The sequence below is a fragment of the Ruminococcus hominis genome (genome assembly GCF_014287355.1).
Classification (GTDB): domain Bacteria; phylum Bacillota; class Clostridia; order Lachnospirales; family Lachnospiraceae; genus Schaedlerella; species Schaedlerella hominis.
In genome coordinates, this window is the sequence record NZ_JACOPE010000001.1 from 1993508 (window position 1) to 2016131 (window position 22624).

21 protein-coding genes are annotated in these 22624 nt (G+C 39.2%); 1 reads left to right on the plus strand and 20 read right to left on the minus strand.

The window, feature by feature from the left end; genetic code table 11:
• Positions 1 to 4: 4 nt before the first annotated feature.
• From H8S40_RS08810 to mtaB, 13 genes are all read right to left on the minus strand, one after another.
• Complete coding sequence (locus H8S40_RS08810) at positions 5 to 1708, minus strand: peptide ABC transporter substrate-binding protein (protein ID WP_186865073.1); 1704 nt, start codon at positions 1706 to 1708, stop codon at positions 5 to 7.
• A 67-nt stretch (positions 1709 to 1775) separates the two neighbouring features.
• Positions 1776 to 2813 (minus strand): ABC transporter ATP-binding protein, encoded by a 1038-nt coding sequence (locus H8S40_RS08815; protein ID WP_022076051.1) that lies wholly within the window; start codon positions 2811 to 2813, stop codon positions 1776 to 1778.
• Complete coding sequence (locus H8S40_RS08820) at positions 2806 to 3876, minus strand: ABC transporter ATP-binding protein (RefSeq protein WP_022076052.1); 1071 nt, start codon at positions 3874 to 3876, stop codon at positions 2806 to 2808. The genes H8S40_RS08815 and H8S40_RS08820 overlap by 8 nt, the downstream gene beginning before the upstream one ends.
• Before the next feature lie 20 nt (positions 3877 to 3896).
• Positions 3897 to 5243, minus strand: a complete 1347-nt coding sequence (locus tag H8S40_RS08825; protein WP_186865074.1) for an ABC transporter permease — start codon at positions 5241 to 5243, stop codon at positions 3897 to 3899.
• A gap of 2 nt (positions 5244 to 5245) precedes the next feature.
• A complete protein-coding gene (locus H8S40_RS08830; protein ID WP_118724437.1) occupies positions 5246 to 6187 on the minus strand; it encodes an ABC transporter permease in 942 nt (313 codons plus the stop codon).
• Positions 6188 to 6479: 292 nt separating this feature from the next.
• Positions 6480 to 7703 (minus strand): peptidase U32 family protein, encoded by a 1224-nt coding sequence (locus H8S40_RS08835; protein WP_118724438.1) that lies wholly within the window; start codon positions 7701 to 7703, stop codon positions 6480 to 6482.
• 27 nt (positions 7704 to 7730) lie between these two features.
• Positions 7731 to 8399, minus strand: a complete 669-nt coding sequence (locus H8S40_RS08840; RefSeq protein ID WP_022076056.1) for an O-methyltransferase — start codon at positions 8397 to 8399, stop codon at positions 7731 to 7733.
• A 3-nt stretch (positions 8400 to 8402) separates the two neighbouring features.
• Entirely contained in the window at positions 8403 to 10073 is a 1671-nt protein-coding gene (locus H8S40_RS08845; RefSeq protein ID WP_118724456.1) for a ribonuclease J, read from the minus strand.
• Positions 10074 to 10120: 47 nt separating this feature from the next.
• Positions 10121 to 10579, minus strand: a complete 459-nt coding sequence (locus H8S40_RS08850; RefSeq protein ID WP_118688875.1) for a Fur family transcriptional regulator — start codon at positions 10577 to 10579, stop codon at positions 10121 to 10123.
• A 55-nt stretch (positions 10580 to 10634) separates the two neighbouring features.
• The gene (locus H8S40_RS08855) at positions 10635 to 10895 is read right to left on the minus strand and encodes a DUF1292 domain-containing protein (RefSeq protein WP_022076059.1); all 261 of its coding nucleotides are present in this window, start codon (positions 10893 to 10895) and stop codon (positions 10635 to 10637) included.
• 11 nt (positions 10896 to 10906) lie between these two features.
• Positions 10907 to 11335, minus strand: coding sequence for a Holliday junction resolvase RuvX (gene ruvX / locus H8S40_RS08860; RefSeq protein WP_117989400.1), 429 nt, complete (start codon positions 11333 to 11335; stop codon positions 10907 to 10909).
• 7 nt (positions 11336 to 11342) lie between these two features.
• Positions 11343 to 11606 (minus strand): IreB family regulatory phosphoprotein, encoded by a 264-nt coding sequence (locus tag H8S40_RS08865; RefSeq protein WP_022076061.1) that lies wholly within the window; start codon positions 11604 to 11606, stop codon positions 11343 to 11345.
• A gap of 181 nt (positions 11607 to 11787) precedes the next feature.
• A complete protein-coding gene (gene mtaB / locus H8S40_RS08870; RefSeq protein WP_186865075.1) occupies positions 11788 to 13095 on the minus strand; it encodes a tRNA (N(6)-L-threonylcarbamoyladenosine(37)-C(2))-methylthiotransferase MtaB in 1308 nt (435 codons plus the stop codon).
• A 122-nt stretch (positions 13096 to 13217) separates the two neighbouring features.
• Here mtaB and H8S40_RS08875 point away from each other — a divergent pair, with 122 nt between their 5' ends.
• Complete coding sequence (locus H8S40_RS08875) at positions 13218 to 13451, plus strand: HPr family phosphocarrier protein (RefSeq protein WP_022076063.1); 234 nt, start codon at positions 13218 to 13220, stop codon at positions 13449 to 13451.
• 100 nt (positions 13452 to 13551) lie between these two features.
• Here the strand turns inward: H8S40_RS08875 and thiI are convergent, their stop codons facing one another.
• The 7 genes from thiI to H8S40_RS08910 form a co-directional block, all read right to left on the minus strand.
• Positions 13552 to 14733, minus strand: coding sequence for a tRNA uracil 4-sulfurtransferase ThiI (gene thiI, locus H8S40_RS08880; RefSeq protein WP_186865076.1), 1182 nt, complete (start codon positions 14731 to 14733; stop codon positions 13552 to 13554).
• A 13-nt stretch (positions 14734 to 14746) separates the two neighbouring features.
• Positions 14747 to 15904 carry a cysteine desulfurase family protein gene (locus H8S40_RS08885; protein WP_118724440.1) on the minus strand — a complete coding sequence of 386 codons (1158 nt, stop codon included), beginning with the start codon at positions 15902 to 15904 and terminating at the stop codon, positions 14747 to 14749.
• A gap of 58 nt (positions 15905 to 15962) precedes the next feature.
• On the minus strand, positions 15963 to 16715 hold the full coding sequence (locus H8S40_RS08890) for a 16S rRNA (uracil(1498)-N(3))-methyltransferase (RefSeq protein WP_118724441.1): 753 nt from the start codon (positions 16713 to 16715) through the stop codon (positions 15963 to 15965).
• 18 nt (positions 16716 to 16733) lie between these two features.
• Entirely contained in the window at positions 16734 to 17687 is a 954-nt protein-coding gene (prmA, locus tag H8S40_RS08895) for a 50S ribosomal protein L11 methyltransferase (protein WP_186865077.1), read from the minus strand.
• Positions 17688 to 17713: 26 nt separating this feature from the next.
• Positions 17714 to 18328 carry a cyclic pyranopterin monophosphate synthase MoaC gene (moaC, locus tag H8S40_RS08900; RefSeq protein WP_117989405.1) on the minus strand — a complete coding sequence of 205 codons (615 nt, stop codon included), beginning with the start codon at positions 18326 to 18328 and terminating at the stop codon, positions 17714 to 17716.
• 191 nt (positions 18329 to 18519) lie between these two features.
• On the minus strand, positions 18520 to 20364 hold the full coding sequence (locus tag H8S40_RS08905) for an ABC transporter ATP-binding protein (RefSeq protein WP_118688868.1): 1845 nt from the start codon (positions 20362 to 20364) through the stop codon (positions 18520 to 18522).
• Positions 20364 to 22604, minus strand: a complete 2241-nt coding sequence (locus H8S40_RS08910) for an ABC transporter ATP-binding protein (protein ID WP_186865078.1) — start codon at positions 22602 to 22604, stop codon at positions 20364 to 20366. Before H8S40_RS08910 ends, H8S40_RS08905 begins: the two co-directional genes overlap by 1 nt.
• Positions 22605 to 22624 lie beyond the last annotated feature (20 nt).

Genomic DNA, 22624 nt, shown 5'->3' on the forward strand with positions numbered 1-22624 from the left:
ACATTTAGTTTGCCTGATGAGTATATCCGAAGAAGAAATATCCAAGTGGGCAATAGTATGTGCCTTCAATTCCATCAGCAAGCATGTATTTCTGTGTATAGAAGTAAAGTGGATTTACTACATAATCCTGTCCAACAAGAATATCCTCTGCCTGATGTAACAGTTTCATACGCTCTGTAGCGTCTGAAGTAGCTTTAGCCTGTTTGATGATGTTATCATACTCTGGATTAGCGTACTGAGCATCATTGTTTCCACCACCTGTCATCCACATATCAAGGAATGAAATTGGATCGTTGTAGTCAGAAATCCATCCGTTACGTGCAATAGAGTAATCTCCATTTTTACGTGTCTGAAGTAATGCAGCCCACTCCTGGTTGTTCAGAGTAACAGTTACGCCAAGTTCCTGCTCCCACATATTCTGAAGTGCTTCAGCAACGGCTTTATGATCATCACTTGTGTTGTACAGATATTCTACAACTGGGAAGCCTTCTCCGTTAGGATATCCTGCTTCTGCAAGAAGCTGTCTTGCTTTCTCACAGTTCGCTTCATAATCTGCATCTGTTGGTGCATAATAATCTCCACCTTCTTCACGGAAGTCTCCGCCATCAGCATCAGAAATACCAGATGGTACATAACCGCCGGCTTCAACCTGTCCAGACTGAGTTACTTTATTAACAATGTAAGTACGGTCGACAGCAAGTGTGAATGCCTCACGAACCTTCGGATTATCAAATGGAGCTTTCTGTGTCTGGAAGCATACATAATATGTTCCAAGGTAGTTTAAGATTTTCATGTCGCCAGAAGCAATCAAGCTTGGAAGCTCTGCCTGTGGAGCATCCTGGATGAAATCAAGTTCTCCTGATTTGAAACCAGAAAGCATAGCGTTTGAATCATCCATCAATTTGAATGTGATTGTATCTGGTCCAAGATTTTCGTAATCATAGTAGTTCTCATTCTTAGCCATAACAATCTGTGAGTTATGTGTCCACTCTGTCAGTTTGTAAGAACCATTTGAGATATATGTTGATGGATCAAATGTCCACTGATCACCTTTTTCTTCAATGATATCCTGACGTACTGGCATTGTGGCTGGGAATGCACAGATTTCTTCAAAATATGGAACATCTGTAGTAATAGTAACTTCAAATGTCTTATCATCAACTGCTTTTACAGCAAGTTCAGAAGCATCTTTCTCTCCTGCAATGATTTCATTTGCATTTACAACGCTGTCAAGCATGTAGCTGTAGTCAGCTGCTGTAGCTGGATCTACAAGACGTTTCCAAGAGTATTCGAAATCTCCTGCTGTAACATCTTTTCCATCAGACCATTTGATACCATCACGAAGGTGGAATGTATAAGTAACTGTTCCGTCTTCATTTTCAACTTTGTCATAGCTTTCTGCCTGACCATAAGTAAGCTCTGCGCTATCTACTGTTCCGTCAGATCCATCAGCTTCTTCTCCAGTATCCTGCCATTTCATCAAACCTTCGAATAAGTGGTTTGCCATAACACCACCATCAACAGTAGAGTTCAGAGCCGGATCCATAGTCATTGGTTCAGATGCGAAGTTTACTGTTACATTGAATCCATCACTACTAGATGTAGCTGCTTTGTCATCTTTTGCTGTTTCTTTGCTTGAGCCACAACCTACAACCATAGAACAAGTAAGTGCCGCAGCTAAAATAACAGATAAAATTTTCTTTTTCATAGTTCTCTCCTTCTTTTTTTTTATTGATAAACAGGTTTCCCTGTGTTATCCATGTCCAAGAGAAGTTTTACTTCTCAAGCAGGTGGCATGCCACCCAATGGCCTTTTTCATATTCCTTGAATTCCGGTACACATTCCTTACATTTATCCATTGCATATGGACATCTTGTATGGAAACGGCATCCGCTTGGCGGATTCATCGGAGAAGGGATATCTCCCTCAAGAACGATACGATTTCTTCGTCTGCTCACTTCCGGATCCGGAACAGGCACTGCGGAGAGCAATGTCTGAGAATATGGATGCAGTGGATGACGGTTCAGCTCAAAACTTTCTGCCAACTCTACCATAGTTCCAAGATACATAACACCGATACGATGTGAAATATGGCGAACAACTGATAAATCATGCGCGATAAACAGATAAGTAAGTCCCATCTCCTGCTGCATATCTTCCAACATATTAACAACCTGTGACTGAATTGACACATCCAATGCTGAAATCGGCTCATCACATACGATAAATTCTGGGTTTACTGCCAATGCACGTGCAATACCGACACGCTGCTGCTGTCCACCAGAGAACTCATGTGGATAACGGTTCGCATGCTCTGTATTTAATCCTACACGTCCGAGTAATTCTTTAATACGATCTGTACGGTCTTTTTTAGATGCACAGAGTTTATGGATATCCAAAGCCTCTCCTACAATCTCTCCTACCGTCATACGTGGGTCAAGGCTGGCTGAAGGATCCTGGAAAATAATCTGCATCTTGCGTCTGTATGGAAGCATTTTTGCCTGTTTTGCTCTTGGTACTTTGACCGGATGCATAATTCCATTCTCATCTCTCTTCCATGGGTTCTGTCTCTCAAAAATTGTTTCTCCATCGTAAACAATCTTTCCTGCAGTAGGCTCGTGAAGCTGGAGAATTGTACGTCCCAATGTTGTTTTTCCACATCCGGACTCTCCTACTAATCCAAGTGTCTCACCGCGGTTAATAAAGATTGAAATATCTTCTACTGCCTGAACTCCAGGCCCTTTTAATCCCTTAACCGGGAAATATTTTTTCAGGTGTTCAACCTGAACGAGCACATCATTTTTCTCACTCATGGCTGTCTACCTCCGTTTTTTCATTATTCTCATCATTGATCCATGCATGGTCTTTCTTTGCCTCATTTAAGCAATCCTGTACACGAAGCCAGCATGCTGCACGATGTTCGTCTCCCATCTGTACATATGGTGGCATCTTCTGCAGACAAATTTTCTTTGCATGTTCGCATCGTGGTGCAAATGGACATCCTTCCGGTGGATTCAACATATCGACCGGTGTTCCCTCGATAGGAATCAGACGCTCATATTTTTCTGCATCTACACGAGGCATAGAACGAAGCAGTCCCATTGTGTATGGATGTCCCGGATTATAGAAAATATCATCTACCGGTCCCTGCTCTACCATCTTACCTGCATACATAACGGATACTTTATCACAAATTTCTGCTACAACACCTAAGTTATGTGTGATAAAAATGATACCCATCTGATTCTTCTCCTGGAGCTTCTTCATCAACTCCAGAATCTGTGCCTGGATCGTTACATCCAAAGCTGTTGTAGGCTCATCAGCGATCAGAAGTTTTGGATGACAAATAAGTCCCATCGCGATCATTACTCTCTGTCGCATACCTCCTGATAACTCATGTGGATACTGTTTCATACGTTTTTCAACGTTATTGATACCAACCTGCTCCAGCATCTCCATTGCACGCTTTTCAGCATCTGCTTTACTTACACTCTTGTCGTGTGCTTTCAACGCCTCTACAAGCTGATTTCCGATTGTATATACCGGATTGAGGCAAGTCATAGGATTCTGGAAAATCATAGCAACTTCTTTTCCTCTGAATTCCACCATCTCTTTTGGTGTTTTAGAAAGCATATCCTGTCCTTCGAAAGTAATAGATCCTCCTACTACTTTTCCCGGATTCTGAAGTAATCCGATAACGGAATACGCTTCCACACTCTTACCAGAACCTGACTCACCAACGATACCCATAACTTCATTATAATTTACATCATAGGAAATACCGTTTACTGCTTTTACTTCTCCTGCCGGAGTAAAGAAAGAGACTTGGAGATCTCTGACTTCTAACAGTTTATGTTCTTTATTTTCCTGCTTCATTTTTCTCCTCCCTTTCTTTCTTATTTCTTCAATTTTGGATCCAATGCATCACGAAGACCATCACCAAACAAGTTCAGTGCCAGAATCATTACACTTAAGATGGCCGCCGGAATGAACAGTCTGTATGGATATGTGCTAAGTCCGCTCAACGCCTCTGAACACATAGAACCAAGACTTGTCAGTGGTGCAGATACACCAACACCGACGAATGAAAGGAATGACTCCAGGAAGATTGCAGATGGAATCTGCAAGAATGTTGTTGTGATAATCTGTCCAATACAGTTTGGAAGCAGATGTTTTGTAATAATACGTGTACCTTTTTCTCCAAGTGCACGGGCTGCTGTTACATACTCTTGCTGTTTTAACTGGAGAATCTGTCCACGGATAATACGGCTCATTGTTACCCAGTATAATAGACCAAATGCGATAAACATAGAAATCAAGTTAGGTCCTAAAATTGTAACTAAGTTCTGAAGTGGTCCGTTTCCTGAGTTCTGGAAACTCTCTAATGCAGGTTTCAACGTTGCTGAAAGCAACAAAATAATCAGCATTTCCGGAATAGAATATATAATCTCTACGATACGCTGCATTACAGTATCCACAACGCCTCCGCAATATCCTGAGATAGAACCATATAATGCACCAATGATCAATACAATCAAAGCTGCACAAACACCAACGATAATAGAAACTCTTGTTCCCACCATAACTCGGACCATAATATCACGTCCTTGATCGTCTGTACCAAATACATGTGGGAATACATCCTCGCCGTCTGCTTTTTTCTGTAATTCTTTTGTTGAATATCCAAATGCTTTGTGTTTGATTCCAAGTGCTTTTGCAGCATCGTCTTCTGTGATTTTCTCATCACTTGCACTCTGCTGTTTTACGCTTGCTTTTGCACGAATCTTTGCTTCATCTACACGGCTTAAAGTTTTTCCCTCTTTTTCTGCCTTTGCTCTAGCCGCCTCAATAGCTTCATCCGGAGTCATATTTGCCTCTTCGTTATGCTCCTCCATATATGCATCGATTTTTTCCTGATCTTCTAATGTATAATGCCATGGATGTAATGACTCTGCCCCACGAGTCTGCTGCTTGTATGTGTAAGGAACCAGATTTGGTCCTACAAATGCAAAAATAACTAATATGATAATAATTGCAAATGCTACCATTGCAACTTTATTCTTACGTAATCTACGCCACGCATCCGCCCAATAAGAAACACTCTTACGGACTTTAATAAAATCCTCTTTCTCCTGAGCACTCGCATCTTCGAATGCATCTTCCGGCAATTCACTCCACTCTAAAATATCTTCAATATTCGGTTGAAGAGAGCCTGGTCTTTGATATCTTCTCTTTCCAGACATATTTAGTTTCCTCCCTTCGCCAAATTGATTCGTGGGTCTACCAATTTATAACACAGGTCAACCACAAGGTTCATAATAATAATAAATGTTGCCAAGAAAATTGTTGTTCCCATGATCAATGGATAATCACGGTTCTGAATAGCCTGGATAAAATAACGTCCCAGACCTGGAATTGAGAATACCTGTTCTACAACCATACCACCACATAATGTGAACGCGATCTGAGGTCCCAAGTAAGTGATAACCGGGATCAATGCATTTCTTAATGCGTGTTTGAAAATAATCTTGCTGTTTTTCAGTCCCTTGGCACGAGCTGTTTTAATATATTCCTGATTAATAGAATCCAGCATTGCAGTTCTTGTCTGACGTGACAAATAACACATTGGATAAAAGCCAAGTGCCAGACATGGTAAGACATAACTCTTTGGAGTACCGTCAAACAAAGCTGGGAAGTACTTCATTCCTGGAATTCCTCCACAAAATACGTGAAGTAACATTGTTGCTACTACGAATCCTGGCATAGAAATACCGATCGTACATACAACACGTAAGAAACTATCCACCCAGGTACCTCGCTTATATGCCGCAAGACATCCCAAAGGAAGTCCTACTGCTATTGCCCACAATAAAGCGAAACTACCAATTTTTGCTGAAAGTGGAAACATTTCTTTAATAATGTCTAAAACCGCACGGTTTTTCTGCATCTTAATTGATGTTCCGAAATCTCCCTGAACAAGATTTCCTAAATATTTGCCCAACTGAACAAGCAGGGGCTGGTCAAGTCCATATTTTGCATTTAACGCCTCAATTGTTGCCGGCGAAGGTGTTTTTTCAGATAACCACGGATTTCCCGGGATTGCGTTCATCAAAAAAAACGTAACACTTGCAACTACTAATAACGTCACAATTGCCATAAAGACTCTTCGTACTGTGTACTTTGCCATTTTTTACACCTTTCCTCTCCATTTCATACGTAAAGATGCCGACTAATTCTACATCGCTTTAGCACATTAAACTGTCGACAATTGTTTTAATTATACATTTTTTTGGCAGGTTAGTCAATAAGAACTATGTTTTTCACTCAATTCCAGCTCTATTTCTCACTTTTTTCTCTGTTTCTCTCAAAAATCACACCTAAAAAAGCCCATTGGATCTTTTTTTCGTATAAATCACAACAAAAATAGCAGTTTAAAATCATAGATAAATTTCAAGCTGCTATTCTCTGTCTTACTTTATTTACTCTTTTCGTCTAATGATATCGTATTTATCGGCCTGCCCTGCAAGGTCAATATACAAAACTTGTTTTGGGTGCGGAGCACTCTCTTGCTCCTCTCCGTCTTCATTTACAATCTTTCCAACGGTTACCTCAATATTTCTTCCGTCCGGCTTCATAATCTCTATTGTCTCGCCTACGGAAAATTTATTACGCTGTTCAATGCGATACAGACCATCTTTTTCTTCTCCGATAATACCAAGATATGTGTATTCTTTCACATAAGTATTACTATCATAAATCTGTGAGTTTTCATCCGGTTTTCCAAAGAAGAAGCCTGTAGTAAACTGGCGGTATGTACAATTTGATATCTGATCCAGATACCACGGCATATTTTTACGATAAATCTCTGGATCCTTCTGATAGTCATCCAAAGCCTTTCTATAAGTACGTGCCACTGTTGCAACATATAAAGCTGTCTTCATTCTTCCTTCAATCTTTAAACTATCAATTCCTGCGTCAATAAGTTCTGGAATGTATTCAATCATGCAAAGATCTTTTGAATTGAAAATATATGTCCCACGCTCATTTTCATATACCGGCATATACTCTCCCGGTCTTGTTTCTTCGACAACCGCATATTTCCAGCGGCATGGATGTGTACATGCACCTTGATTCGCATCTCTTCCAGTAAAATAGTTGCTAAGCAGGCATCTTCCTGAATAAGAAATACACATTGCTCCATGTACAAATGTTTCAATCTCCAAATCTTCCGGAATATTTGCGCGCAATTCTTTCAATTCTTTCATTGATAATTCTCTTGCTGACACAACACGGCTTGCCCCTTGTTTATACCAGAAATTATAAGTTGCGTAGTTTGTATTATTGGCTTGTGTACTCACATGACGCTCAATCTCAGGACATACTTCTTTTGCAATTTCAAACACACCTGGGTCTGCGATGATCAATGCGTCCGGTTTGATTTCTTTTAATTCTTCAAAATACTCTCTGACCCCCTCCAAATCATCATTGTGTGCCAGAATATTTGCTGTAACATAAACCTTCACATCATGTGCATGTGCAAATTCAATTCCTTCTTTCATATCTTCCATTGAAAAATTCTTTGCTTTTGCACGTAAACCAAATGCTTCTCCACCGATATATACTGCATCTGCTCCAAATATTACTGCTGTTTTTAATACCTCCAGACTACTTGCCGGAATCAATAACTCAGGATGTCTTGACATATTCTTTTCCTTTCAATTCTGCTATTTTTATTCTCCAACTTTTGTATCTTTTTTATCTAATTTCACACTGACAGCAACTCCATCCCCTAATGGAATAATTGATGTCAGCAACTCTTCATGATGCTTTAACTCATAGAGATATTCTCTCATTCTTGAATGGATTGTTCTGTCACGTCGCTCTACTGCAAACCTTGACTCTATAATACTTCCATCCTGCATCACATTATCCGAAACCAGCGTTCCTCCTGTTTTTAGCAAACGCATCACTTCCGGCATATAATGAATATACTGTCCTTTTGCTGCATCCATAAATATAAAATCATATGGTTCATCCAACGTCGGAAGCACCTCCATTGCGTCTCCCTCTAACAGAGTGATCTGAGATTCTTTTCCTGCTCTTTTAAAGTTATTCCTCGCAATTGGAATTCTTTTTTCATAATTTTCAATCGTTGTAATTTCACACCCTGCAGGTGCATACTCACTCATCAATAACGCAGAGAAACCTACGGCAGTTCCGACTTCCAGAATGCGCATAGGTTTTTGAATCGTCAGAAGTACTTTCAGAAAGCTCTGCATCTCTTTGCGAATAATCGGTACATAAGTACTCAATGCCTCGCTTTCAATCGCTTCTAATATTTTACTATTCTCTGTCTCCATGGAATTGATGAATGTAACGATACGTTCATCTACTATCATATCTTACACATCCACATCCATAATAATTGGGATAATCATTGGTCTTCTCTTTGTTTTCTTCCAAATAAAGTCATTCATTGTATCCCTGATTGTTAATTTGATCTTATTCCAGTCTGCATGACGATTGCTCAGGCATTTATCCAGGCTGTCACTTACCGCTCTTCTTGCTTCTTCCATCAAACCTTCTGATTCTCGTACATATACAAATCCACGAGAAACAATATCCGGTCCTGCCAGAAGACGGTTGCTTCCCTTCTCTAAAGTTAAAACAACAATAATAATTCCATCCTCAGCCAGATGCTGTCTGTCTCGGAGCACAATATTACCAACGTCTCCAACACCAAGACCATCTACCAGAATTGCTCCTGTGTGAACCTTATCTACCACTTTTGCGCTTTCATCGCAAAGCTCCAGAACATCTCCTGATTGAATAATAAATACATTCTCCTTTGGAATCCCAAGAGACATTGCAATTTCAGAGTTTGCTTTCAAATGACGATACTCTCCATGAACCGGAATCGCATATTTCGGTTTTACAAGAGAATAGATTAATTTCAATTCTTCCTGACAAGCATGCCCAGATACATGAGCATCCTGAAATATTACGTTTGCTCCCTTTGAAGATAATTCGTTGATCACACGTGAAACTGATTTTTCATTTCCCGGGATTGGATTCGAGCTAAATATAATTGTATCATTCGGCTGAATTGTAACCTTGCGATGCACATCTGCTGCCATACGAGACAAAGCAGCCATCGATTCTCCCTGACTTCCTGTTGTAATCAGCACCATCTTCTCCGGTGGATAATTCTTCATCTCATCAATCTCAATCAATGTATGCTCCGGTACATTCAGATAGCCAAGTTCTGAAGCTGTCGAAATAATATTCACCATACTTCGACCTTCTACAACTACTTTTCTTCCATATTTATATGCAGAGTTGATAATCTGCTGCACACGATCCACATTCGATGCAAATGTTGCAATAATAATTCGTGTATTCTGATGCTCTGCAAAAATGTGATCAAATGTAATACCTACTGTTTTTTCAGATTGAGTAAATCCTTTGCGCTCTGCATTGGTACTATCTGACATTAATGCAAGTACGCCTTTTTTACCAATTTCTCCAAATCTCTGTAAATCGATCGCATCTCCAAATACCGGTGTGTAATCTACTTTAAAGTCTCCTGTGTGTACCACAATTCCTGCCGGTGAATAAATTGCCAAAGCGGATGCATCCTGTATACTATGGTTTGTTTTAATAAATTCAATTCTGAATTTTCCTAAATTGATAGACTGACCATGACGCACAACTTTTCTTCTTGTAGAACGAAGCAAATTGTGTTCTTTCAATTTATTTTCAATAATTCCCATTGTTAATTTAGTTGTATAAATCGGAATATTAATTTCTTTGAGCACATAAGGCAAGGCACCAATATGATCTTCATGTCCATGAGTGATCACAAATCCCTTCACCTTGCTAATGTTATCCTTTAAATATGTGATATCCGGAATAACCAGATCAATACCAAGCATGTCATCTTCCGGGAATGCGAGACCACAATCCACAACAATAATACTGTCTTCATATTCAAAGGCTGTTATATTCATTCCAATCTGTTCCAGACCACCTAAAGGAATGATACGCAATTTTCCTGTATTTTGCTTTTTCAAAAATTTCACACCTCCATCTATTTTTTGTACTGACAAAAACCGGAGTTTTATTCTTGTTCCATGCATTGTTTACACACACCATAAAATTTCAACTCATGATCCACAATATGAAATCCTGTTTTTTCCTGAATATGCGTTTCCAATCCATCTAACAAATCACCATCAAACGGAAATACTTTCCCGCATTTCCTACATATTAAATGATGATGACTGTGTTTCATCTCACCTTCGAACAAATGCCCGATCTCATAACGCACACAACCATCATCCAGATTAATGCGGTCTATCAACTGCATCTCATATAAAAGTTGTAATGTACGATATACAGTAGCCAATCCAATCTCCGGATACTGCTGTTGTATCTGTGCATACAGCTCTTCTGCTGCCATGTGATTACCGCTGCTTTTTGCAAGCGTGGACAATACAAGCAGACGCTGCTGTGTAATCTTCAAGCCCCGTTCTTTTAACTTTGCCCGAAGTAGTTTCTCCACCTTTTCCTGTTCCATCGTCTACTCCAATTCCTGTGTAGTAAATCTATCGCAACTATCCTTTATCGGATATTTACAATGTAATGTCAACATCTTCCAACAGTTCTTCAAACACCTTCGAAACTGCTGTCAATTCATTATCATCTTCTACGATATCATACAGATTGTCCTGTTCATTTCCTGACTCTGTCTCTTTCAAAATCAGACATTCTGCATCATCGCTTTCATTATCAGCTACGAGTAAGTATGTAGCACCATTTAACTTTGTTTGCTCCAAAACGAAAAAGTCAACTGTTTCGTTTGTATCTTCAAATGTAAATGTAATCTTCTCCATAGGTCTCCCCTTTATTTTGAAATCTGCAGCGAATCCAGATATCCCTGTAATATAAATACTGCTGCAATCTTATCAATATACTTTTTCCGATCCTCTCGTCTTACTTTACTTTCAATCAATGTACGCTCCGCAGCAACCGTCGTCAGGCGTTCATCCCACATGATCACTTCAAGTCCGGTTCTTCGTTCTAACATTGCTTTAAATTCCAGTGACTTCTCTGCTCTCTCTCCCACATCATTGTTCATATGTTTTGGAAAGCCGAGCACGATCTTTTCTACTTCATATTCACGAATCAGTTCTTCGATGCGTGCACATGTGCGACGCAGCTTGTTTTCTTCTTTTCGTTCTATTGTCTCTATACCCTGAGCCGTCAGACCAAGTGCGTCACTAATTGCAACCCCAACTGTCTTCGTGCCATAATCCAATCCCATAATTCTCATAATTTAATTATTCCCATGAATTATTCTGAATATACGACTTCAATAACTCTTCTACCAGTTCATCTCTCTCCACTTTCATCACAAGACTTCTTGCTCCATTGTAACTTGTAATATAAGTTGGATCTCCAGACATAATATATCCAACAATCTGGTTTACCGGATTATATCCTTTTTCTTTCAACGCTTTGAAAACGATCTCTAAGATATCTTTTGCAGAAATCTGCGGACCTGGTTCAACCTGAAAGAATTGTGTATTACTCAAATCACTCATGTTTTTTCCACCTTTCTCTTTTTATGTCTAACATTGTATTGTTTTCATTACCGGTCATTATTTTTATAACCCATAATAAATTTACATCTCGCATCTGTCCCAGACAGCCACAAAACATCCTCCGGCAAAACAAAGTTGCCAGATTCCCTACTTATCATTCTAATATAATCCCGTTTAAAATTCAATGGATAATTTGAGAATGGTCATCTATTCGCACCTTGACAATCTGATTCTGTAAATTTTCATCTGATTCCAATGCAACTTTTATATATTCTTTTGTGTGCCCGACTTGTACTTCTTTTCCGTTGATCTGTGCTGGTTCTTCCACAAGGATTTCCACATTTTTTCCAACCATTTCTTTCTCGTATGCTTCCTGTTTTTTTGCTCCCAGCTCAATCAATTGTGCACTTCTTTCTGCCTTTATCTGTTCCGGCACCTGATTTTCCATCACAGCTGCCCTTGTTCCTTCTCGTTTAGAATATTTAAAAATATGTGTTTCATAGAAGTTTACTTTGTCGACAAATGCTTTTGATTCTTCAAACTCTTCTTCTGTCTCTCCCGGGAATCCTACAATTACATCCGTTGTCAACGCCGGGTGGTCAAAATATTTTCGCAAAAGCTCACACTTTTCATAATACTCACCCGTTGTATAGCGGCGATTCATACGTTTCAAAGTTGCATCACACCCGCTCTGTAAAGATAAATGAAAATGAGGACACATCTTAGGAAGTCCTGCAATTGTTTTAGCAAATTCTTCTGTGATGATCCTTGGTTCCAGAGATCCCAGACGAATACGTTCAATACCCGGAATTTCATGAACTGCCAGAATCAATGTCAGTAAATCTGTTTTCTTTCTCGCTTCCTGTTCTTCAAAATCAACTCCATAAGAACTCAGATGAATTCCTGTAAGAACAACTTCCTTGTAACCATTTCCAGATAATGTTGTTACTTCCTGTACTACATCTTCCAGAGAACGACTGCGCACGCGGCCTCTTGCAAACGGAATAATACAATATGAACAGAACTGATTGCATCCATCCTGTACTTTGATGTAAGCTCTTGTATGTTCTCCGGTGCGAGACAGATTTAGGTTTTCATATTCATTTGTATGATTAATATCAATTACTTCCTCTGTTTTACATTTTGATTCATATTCATCTAAAATCTGAATCAAATCTTGTTTTTTATTATTTCCAATTACAATGTCAATACAGGAATCTAATTCATGATGTTCATTTTCCTGTGCCTGCACATAACATCCGGCCGCAACTACAATTGCATCCGGATTCATTTTTCTCGCACGATGCAACATCTGTCTGGATTTTCTGTCTGCAATATTCGTCACTGTACATGTATTAATAATATAAATGTCTGCGCCTTCTTTAAACGGAACAATTTCATACCCCTCTTTTTCCAGCATTTCCTGCATGGCTTCTGTCTCATACGCATTCACCTTGCATCCCAAATTATGCAACGCTACTTTTTTCATTAATTTTTCTCCTTCTATCGTTCTTTTTTCTATCAGTTTCTTGACTTTTATATTCCTATCTCGTAGAATAAGCTAAGAGGGAAAACCTCGTACTTTTTCGTATATCAAGGAGGGATTATAACATGAAAACTGTACAGATTTCTTTAAACTCAATTGACAAAGTAAAGTCTTTCGTAAATGAAATCACAAAATACGATAACGACTTTGATCTTGTATCTGGAAGATATGTAATTGATGCTAAATCTATTATGGGTATCTTCAGCCTGGATCTTTCAAAACCAATCGACCTGAACATTCATGCCGATGGCGAATTGGATGATATCCTTGCTGCTCTTGAGCCATACATCATCAAATAAGTAATCGACTTACATTTGTCAAGTAGTAAGGCTGTCTTTTACGACAGCCTTTTTGTTTTGATTATTTGTTACTGTTCACAGTACCTGTGACCAGCAACGATTATTTTACTTTAATCACTTCTACTGTATCAATTGCTTTCTCTACTAATTCATCAATACCTTCTGCCAGATTCAATTCTGATTTTTCAATCTTCTCCAAAATTGGTTTTGTAACCGGATGTTTTGCCACGAAAATTGTACAGCAATCTTCGAATGGCAGTATTGAAGTCTCATATGTGTTGATTTTTTCTGAAATTTCTACGATATCACGTTTATCAAAGCCAATCAGCGGACGATAAACCGGCAATGTGCAAACCGCATTTGTCACATTCAGACTCTGCATTGTCTGACTTGCAACCTGTCCAATACTCTCTCCTGTGATCATGCCAAGACAACCGTCCTGTTTTGCAAAATGTTCTGCAATCTTCATCATATAACGACGCATAATGATCGTGAGTTCTTCGTGTGGACACTTCTCATAAATATACAACTGAATATCTGTGAAGTTTACAACATTCAATTTGATCGGTCCTGAATATTTTGATACAAGACGTGCAAGATCTACAACCTTTTCTTTTGCACGTTCGCTTGTATACGGTGGTGCATGAAAATATGTTGCTTCCAAAGAAACTCCTCGTTTTGCGATCATATATCCCGCAACCGGGCTGTCGATTCCGCCTGACAGAAGTAACATCGCACTTCCGTTTGTCCCAACCGGCATTCCACCCGGTCCCGGAATAATCTCTGAATAAAGATAAATCTCTTCACGGACTTCTACATTCAACATAATATCCGGATGATGTACATCTACCTTCATCTCAGGAAATGCATCTAAAATCACTTCACCTAACTGACAGTTAATCTGCATAGACTGAAGAGGATAGCTCTTTTTACTTCTTCTCGCCTCTACTTTAAAAGTCTTATTCTTATCCGGATACATCTCATCCATATAAGCAACCACTTCTTTTTTCAGTTCTTCAAAGCCTTTATCCTCCAGACGGACAACCGGACAAATTCCAACAATTCCAAATACTCTTGCAAGACTTTCTACAGTCTCTTCATAATCATACTCTCCATCACAATCCACATATACTCTTCCATAAGATTTGTGAACATAAAATTCTCCATCTACATCTTTCAATGCAAATCGAATCTGACGAACCAATGCGTCCTCAAATATATAACGGTTTTTTCCTTTAATTCCAATCTCACCGTATTTGATCAAAAATGAATGAAATTTCATATCTTTCTCCTTTTTAGTGTCTTGTATATCTCCTTAACATCGGTACACAATTATATAGTGTTTCCAACGTATAGTCAATTTCTTCTTTTGTTGTAAATTCTGACATACTGAAACGCAATGTCGAATCCAGGTACTCCTGTGAAGTTCCAATTCCTCTTAACACTCCACTGATCGCAGGATGATTTGATGCACACGCAGAACCTGAAGACACGTATATACCTTTATCTTCCAAAGTATGCAGCAACACTTCACTTCTAACCCCTGCAATGCCAACGCTTATAATATGAGGTGCACTATTTTCATCAGTCAGACCATGCACCGTTGCGTGTTCTATTTTCGATATTCCTTCTATAAAATGAGCTTTCAGTTCCCTCATCAGTGAAACTTTCATGTTCAGATCTTGATATATCATCTTTGCCGCAAGTCCAAGTCCTGCAATTCCCGGAACATTTTCTGTACCGGAACGAATATTCTTCTGCTGCTCTCCTCCGAAAATAATCGGCTTAATCTTTACTTTCTCATTTATATATAAAAATCCTGTTCCTTTTGGTCCATGGATTTTATGTCCACTTGCTGAAAGCATATCAATCCCAACTCGTTTCGGATAAATATGGTACTTTCCAAATCCCTGCACTGCATCAGAATGGAAGAGAATTCTTGGATTGAAGTTTTTTACGATTTTTACAGCTTCTTCAATCGGTTGGACAGAACCCACCTCGTTATTAACATACATGATGGATACTAAAATCGTATCTTGGCACAGTGCCTCTTTTAATGCTTCTAAACGAACACGTCCATTCTCATCTACCGGTAAATATGTCACCCGAAATCCTTCCTCTTCTTCCAGATAATGCATTGTATTTAAAATAGCTGGATGTTCGATTGAAGATGTGATCAAATGATTCCCCCTGCGTCGATTTGCCCGTGCTGCTCCGATCAAAGCCAGGTTATCGCTTTCTGTACCTCCTGATGTAAAAAAGATTTCCTTCGCATTTACTTTTAATAGCTTTGCTAAAATTTCTTTTGCATCTTTCACATAATGCTCCGCCTCTACGCCTTTACGATGCATCGAAGACGGATTACCATAATCCTGACACATTACTTTATATACAATATTTCCAACTTCCGGATATGCTCTTGTTGTCGCCGAATTATCTAAATAAACTTCCATGTTACCTTTCCTTCTCTGTCTTGTTCAGATTTTTCACTGTTGCTCTGAACGTTTCTTACTATAAATTATGAATCTCACATTCTAAGTGATACATCAGAATTGATAAAATTGTCAACCCTGCCGTCTCTGTCCTCAATATTCTTTTTCCCAACGAAACCGGTATAATCTCCTGTTCCATCGCCTGTTCAATCTCCGCCTCTTCAAATCCGCCTTCCGGTCCGATAAAAACCCCAATACTTTCACCCGGCTTAATCTGATCTACAGCTGATTTCATCGTCCCCATTCCTTCTGCTTTCTCATAAGGAATCAGACGGACATCTAAGCTTTTTGCAAATTCTAATGCCTCTGCAAATGTCATAACGTCGTGAACTTCTGGAATTCTGTTTCTTCCGGACTGTTTTGCCGCTCCTTCTGCGATTGCATTCCAGCGCGCAACCTTCTTGGCAGCTTTTTTCTCATCCAGTTTTACTACTGCACGCTTTGTCACAACCGGAACCACCTCATAAACACCAAGCTCCACAGCTTTCTGTATGATCAATTCCATCTTATCAGCTTTTGGCAGTCCTTGAAACAGATAAATTCTGGACGGAAGTTCTACATCATCCTGAATCTTATCACAGATATGTAGTCTTGCCGAGTCCTGCTCATACTCGTCCACTTCACATATATATCTGTTTGAACTTCCGTCACTGATTTCAACCGATTCTCCTGGTTTAATCCTCAACACATTTTTCATATGGTTCAGATCCGAACCCTCTATTGCAATCGTATCTCCACAGATTTGCGTTGGTTCAACAAAAAAATGATGCATTTTTGTCTCTCCTTTTAATTAGTTCTTTCGTGCTGTTACAGACACCCACTCACCCTGATATGTCACTTCCAGCACTTCCAGTCCTGCTTTTTTCACAGCTTCAACAACAGTCTCTTCTTTATCATCGATGATTCCGCTTGTGATATATATACCACCCTTTTTCAGCTGATTTACAATCACCGGTGTAAGAGCGACTAACACATCTGCAAGAATATTTGCCACAACGATATCATAGCATTCATATCCAACCTTATCCTGTACCGCTTTATCATCAATAATATTTCCGATCATAACTTCATACTGATCCTTTGAAATACCATTCACTTCCATATTTTCATATGTTGCATCGATTGCACAAGGATCAAGGTCTGTTCCTACGGAATGTTTCGCTCCAAATTTAAGTGCCAGCATTCCAAGGATTCCACTTCCGCATCCAACATCAAGAATTTCTGTATCCTGCGTCACATGTTTACGGATCTGGCGAATGCATAACTGTGTTGTCTCATGCATTCCTGTTCCAAATGCTGTTCCCGGATCAATATGGATCACCATCTTATCCTCATCTTCCGGTTTTACATCTTCCCATGACGGAATGATTAAAATATCATCTACATAAAACTGATGGAAATATTGTTTCCAATTATTTACCCAATCCACATCCTCTGTCTCGGATTCTTCAATAGAACATTCTCCAAGATCCATAAATTCTGACATTTCTTCCAGTTCCTGACGGACATTTTTCAAAATACTTTCTGTATCCGCATCTTCTTCTAAATAAAAGCTTAAATATGCAATTCCGTCATCAGCCTCTGTTTCCGGCAAAATATCCACAAACATCTGCTCCTTATCTGCCGCTGTCAAAGGAATCTTATCTTCAATCTGAACTCCTTCAACCCCCAAATCTGCCAGCATACTGCTTACGATATCTTCTGCCTGTGTAGTTGTCTTTAAGCGAAAACTTTTCCACTTCATGTTCAATCTTCCTTTCTTTTTGCATCTTATAATAAATCCAAATCATCCAGTGTTCCGCGTCCTGTTACCGTCCGTTTTCTATTCGGATTACCCAACTGATAATCCAAATCTTTTAACGGATCATTCTTAGGTGTCTTATTTTCATGCTGTATATATGGTACTTTCTCATTTCGCACTTCGCCACTCTTACCGCCCGTCTTTCTACAAAGATAAATCTCACCGATCTCCATCGATTTATCCAATGCCTTACACATATCATACACGGTCAAAAGTGCAACACTGACCCCTGTCAGTGCTTCCATCTCTACGCCTGTCTTTCCTGTCACTTTCACTGTACAATAGCAGTAGATTGTACAACTTTCTTCATCCATATCAAACGTCACTCTGCAATTCGTGATTGGAAGAATATGACACATCGGAATCAGTTCAGCTGTTCTCTTAGCTCCCATAATCCCGGCTGTTGTCGCCACTCCCAGGACATCTCCTTTTCCAACTGTTCCTGCTGCAATTGCTTCATATACTTTTCTGCTGACCATGATTTTTCCTGCGGCAGTTGCCTCACGAACAGTCTCGCCTTTATCTGTCACATCCACCATCAGTGCCTTGCCATTTTCATCAAAATGCGTTAACCCCGATTCCATACTATGATTTCTCCTTTTGTAAATACATCATTACCTTGCATTATAATATGGAAACCCCCTTTTGTGAAACCCTTTTTTCACATTTCTATTTAAAAAACAATTATATCGTTATTCTTTCACCCTATGATAACAATATAACATAGAAGAAAGAGACCCGTCACTTAAGGTCTCTTTCCATCTTTTCATTCGATTTATGATGCTTGTTCTGTTGTATTTTCAAACTGTGAGTTATACAAATCTGCATAGAATCCATTTTTTGCAAGCAGCTCTTCGTGATTTCCCTGTTCTACAATATCTCCATCTTTCATAACCAGGATCACATCTGCGTCACGTATAGTAGAAAGTCTATGTGCGATCACAAAACTTGTTCTTCCCTTCATAAGCGTATCCATCGCTTTTTGGATTTGAATTTCTGTTCTTGTATCTACAGAACTTGTAGCCTCATCCAGGATTAATATTTTAGGATCTGCAAGAATTGCTCTCGCAATTGTAAGAAGCTGTTTCTGTCCCTGTGACACATTACTTGCTTCTTCGTTTAATTCCATATCGTATCCACCCGGCAATGTCTGTACAAATCGATGTACTCTTGCCGCCTTTGCAGCTTCAATCACTTCTTCATCTGTCGCATCCAGCTTTCCATATTTAATGTTATCCTTTATACTTCCATGGAACAACCATGTATCCTGAAGTACCATTCCAAACATCTGTCTTAATTCACTTCTGTTAAAATCCTTAACATTGTGTCCATCAATCAAAATTGCCCCGCCATTCACGTCATAGAAACGCATCAAAAGCTTGATCATTGTTGTTTTTCCTGCACCAGTCGGTCCAACAATCGCAATTTTCTGTCCTTCTTTTACATCAACAGAAAAATCATTGATAATAATCTTATCCTCATTGTATCCAAAATGCACATGCTCAAATGTAACATTTCCTTCTAGTCCTTCTACTGATACCGGATTTGGAACTGTCTGATCTTCTTCCTCTTCTTCAAGAAATTCAAAGACACGTTCTGAAGCTGCTGCTGTGGACTGTAGCATATTTGCAACCTGTGCAAGCTGCTGGATTGGCTGAGTAAAGTTTCTTACATACTGGATAAATGACTGTATATCTCCAACTTCAATCGTCTTCTTAGCAGCTAAAACGCCTCCGAGTATAACTACCCCTACATATCCTAAATTTCCCACAAACTGCATGATCGGCATCATCATTCCGGAAAAGAACTGTGATTTCCATGCTGAATCATATAATTTATCATTCGTCTTCTCAAACTCTTCGATCACATCTTTTTCCTTATTAAAGGCTTTCACGATATTATGCCCAGAATAAACTTCCTCCACCTGACCATTTACATTTCCCAGATATTCCTGCTGTCCTTTGAAATATTTCTGTGAATGTTTCATTACAAATGAAATCATGCCAAGTGAAACAGGAAGGATTAAGAGTGCAACCAGTGTCATAAGAGGACTGATTGACAACATCATCACAAGTACACCGATGATCGTTGTTGTCGAAGTTATAATCTGTGTTGCACTCTGATTCAAACTCTGTCCCAGAGTGTCCACATCATTCGTAACCCTTGAAAGCACTTCACCATGTGTTCTCGTATCAAAGTAATTCATTGGCATACGATTGATTTTCTGTGAAATTTCTTTTCTCAATCGGTATGTTGTTTTTTGTGAAACTCCCGTCATCAAGAAGCCCTGTACCAACGAGCACAATGCACTCGTTACATACAATGCCAATGCTGTCAGCAAAATAGTTGCAATCTTTTCAAAATCCATTCCGCTTCCGCCGGAAACTTTGCTTACCAGTCCATTAAAAATCTCTGTTGTTGCTTTACCAAGTATTTTCGGTCCGATGATATTAAAGACAGTTCCTCCAATGGCAAAGATTACAACGAACAGCATCTGAATCTTAAATGCACTCATGTATTTAATTAATTTTCCCATGGTACCTTTGAAATCTTTTGCCTTTTCTCCACCCATACGTCCATGACCCATCGGCCCACGTCTTGGTCCTCGATTTTCACTCATTACTGTTCTCCTCCTTTCCCATTTTCTTCTAATCCCGCCTTTAATTCTGCTTCTGATAACTGAGAAGCTGCAATCTGCTGATATACCTCACAATTTTTCAGCAACTCCTGATGAGTACCGACTCCGGCAATCTTTCCATCGTCCAGAACAATAATCTGTTCCGCATGCAAAATTGTACTAATACGCTGTGCTACGATTAACACAGTACTGTCTGATGTTTTTTCCTTCAATGCCTTACGAAGTGCTACATCTGTCTTATAATCCAGTGCTGAAAAACTGTCATCAAAAATAAAGAGTTTTGGATGTTTTGCAATCGCACGTGCTATAGATAGACGCTGCTTTTGTCCTCCTGATACATTTCCACCGCCCTGTGAAATTGTACTGTCATATTTTTTGGATTTTGTATCGATAAATTCTGTTGCCTGTGCAATCTTGGCTGCCTCTTCCATATCCTGTTCATTTCCGTCCGGATTACCAAACATAATATTCGAACCAATCGTTCCCGAGAACAGAACACCTTTCTGTGGAACATATCCCAGTTTACTTCTCAGCTCCTGCTGTGTTATTTCTCGGATGTCAATACCATCCAATGTAATAGAACCTTCTGTCACATCATAGAAACGAGGAATCAAATTCACTAATGTAGATTTTCCACTTCCGGTACTTCCGATAATGGCCGTTGTCTGTCCCGGATGTGCCGTAAAGTCAATATCTTCAAGAACATCTTCATCTGCACCAGGATATTTAAAAGATACATGATTGAATTTCAAAACGCCTTCTGTTTTCTTTGGCAAATGTTTCGGTTGCTCTGGATCTTTGATGATCGTCTTGCTTGTCAACACTTCATCTACACGCTCTGCTGCAACAGCTGCTCTAGGTAACATAACAGAAATCATACACAGCATTAAAAATCCCATGATAATCTGCATTGTATATTGGATAAATGCCATCATATCACCGACCTGCATCTGACCTTCATTTATGCCATGCGCTCCCGTCCATACGATCAGTACAGAAATTGCATTCATAACTACCATCATGACCGGCATCATAAATGTCATAGCACGGTTTACAAAAAGATTGGTTTTTGTCAAATCTCTATTCGCTTTATCAAATCTTTCTTCTTCATGTTTTTCTGTACTAAATGCACGGATAACTGATAAACCAGTTAAGATTTCACGTGTTACAAGATTCAGTTTATCAACCAATTGCTGCATGATCTTAAATTTTGGCATTGCAACAATAAACAATACAGAAACTACCAATACGATTAAAATCGCCGCCAATGCAATGATCCATGACATAGATACATTTGTTTGGAATACTTTATAAATGCCGCCGATTGCGATAAGCGGAGCATATAATACAATACGAAGAAGCATAACGATCAACATCTGTATCTGCTGAATATCATTGGTACTTCTTGTGATCAATGAAGCTGTTGAAAACTGATCAAATTCATTATTGGAAAATCCAACAACTTTTCTAAACACTTTGCCACGAAGGTCGCGTCCTGTTGATGCACCCACGCGTGATGCCAGCAGTCCGACCAGAACACTTGCCAACATTCCGAGTAATGCAAGTGCAAGCATCTTTCCTCCTGTTACAAACAAATAGTGGAATTGTATCTGATTCATATCCATACCAAGATCTTCATATGCCGTTTTGATATAGCTGATTCCGGCCTGTTCTATGATCGTATCCGGCATATCATCCATCTGGTCTTTCATCTTATCAGTCATCTGTGAAAGTTGCTCTTGTGGCAGCATTTTCAAAATATCAAATACTGTTGCATCTTTTGGAAGCATCTCGGCCGGAATGTTTGCACGCAACTGCTCTTCAATCTTAGCTGTTGTATCACTTCCTTGTTCAAATCCAGCTGTCATCATCATCGGAACAGATAAAATCTCTTCTAATTCTTCTGTTTTCTCTTCGTTATCCTGAATGTTTTTCTTCAATACATATGCTGTTTGATTATAAGTATTCTCATCTTTTTCATATGCATCCAGCACTGTCTGCCTGTCATCTGCCTGTACAAACAACAATACTTTCTCCATCTCTTCTTCTGAAATTGCTTCCGGTATCTTGTCATCGACACCTGCCTGCTGAATTCCAACATTTACGATATCTGACGTATAACTTGGCAGAGATAAGTCGCAATATACCTGAACCAAAAGTACAAGCAATATAACAAATGCCATCTTCCAGTACGTTTTCAGATATTTGAATAATTTACCCATAGTACAAATCCTTTCTTCGT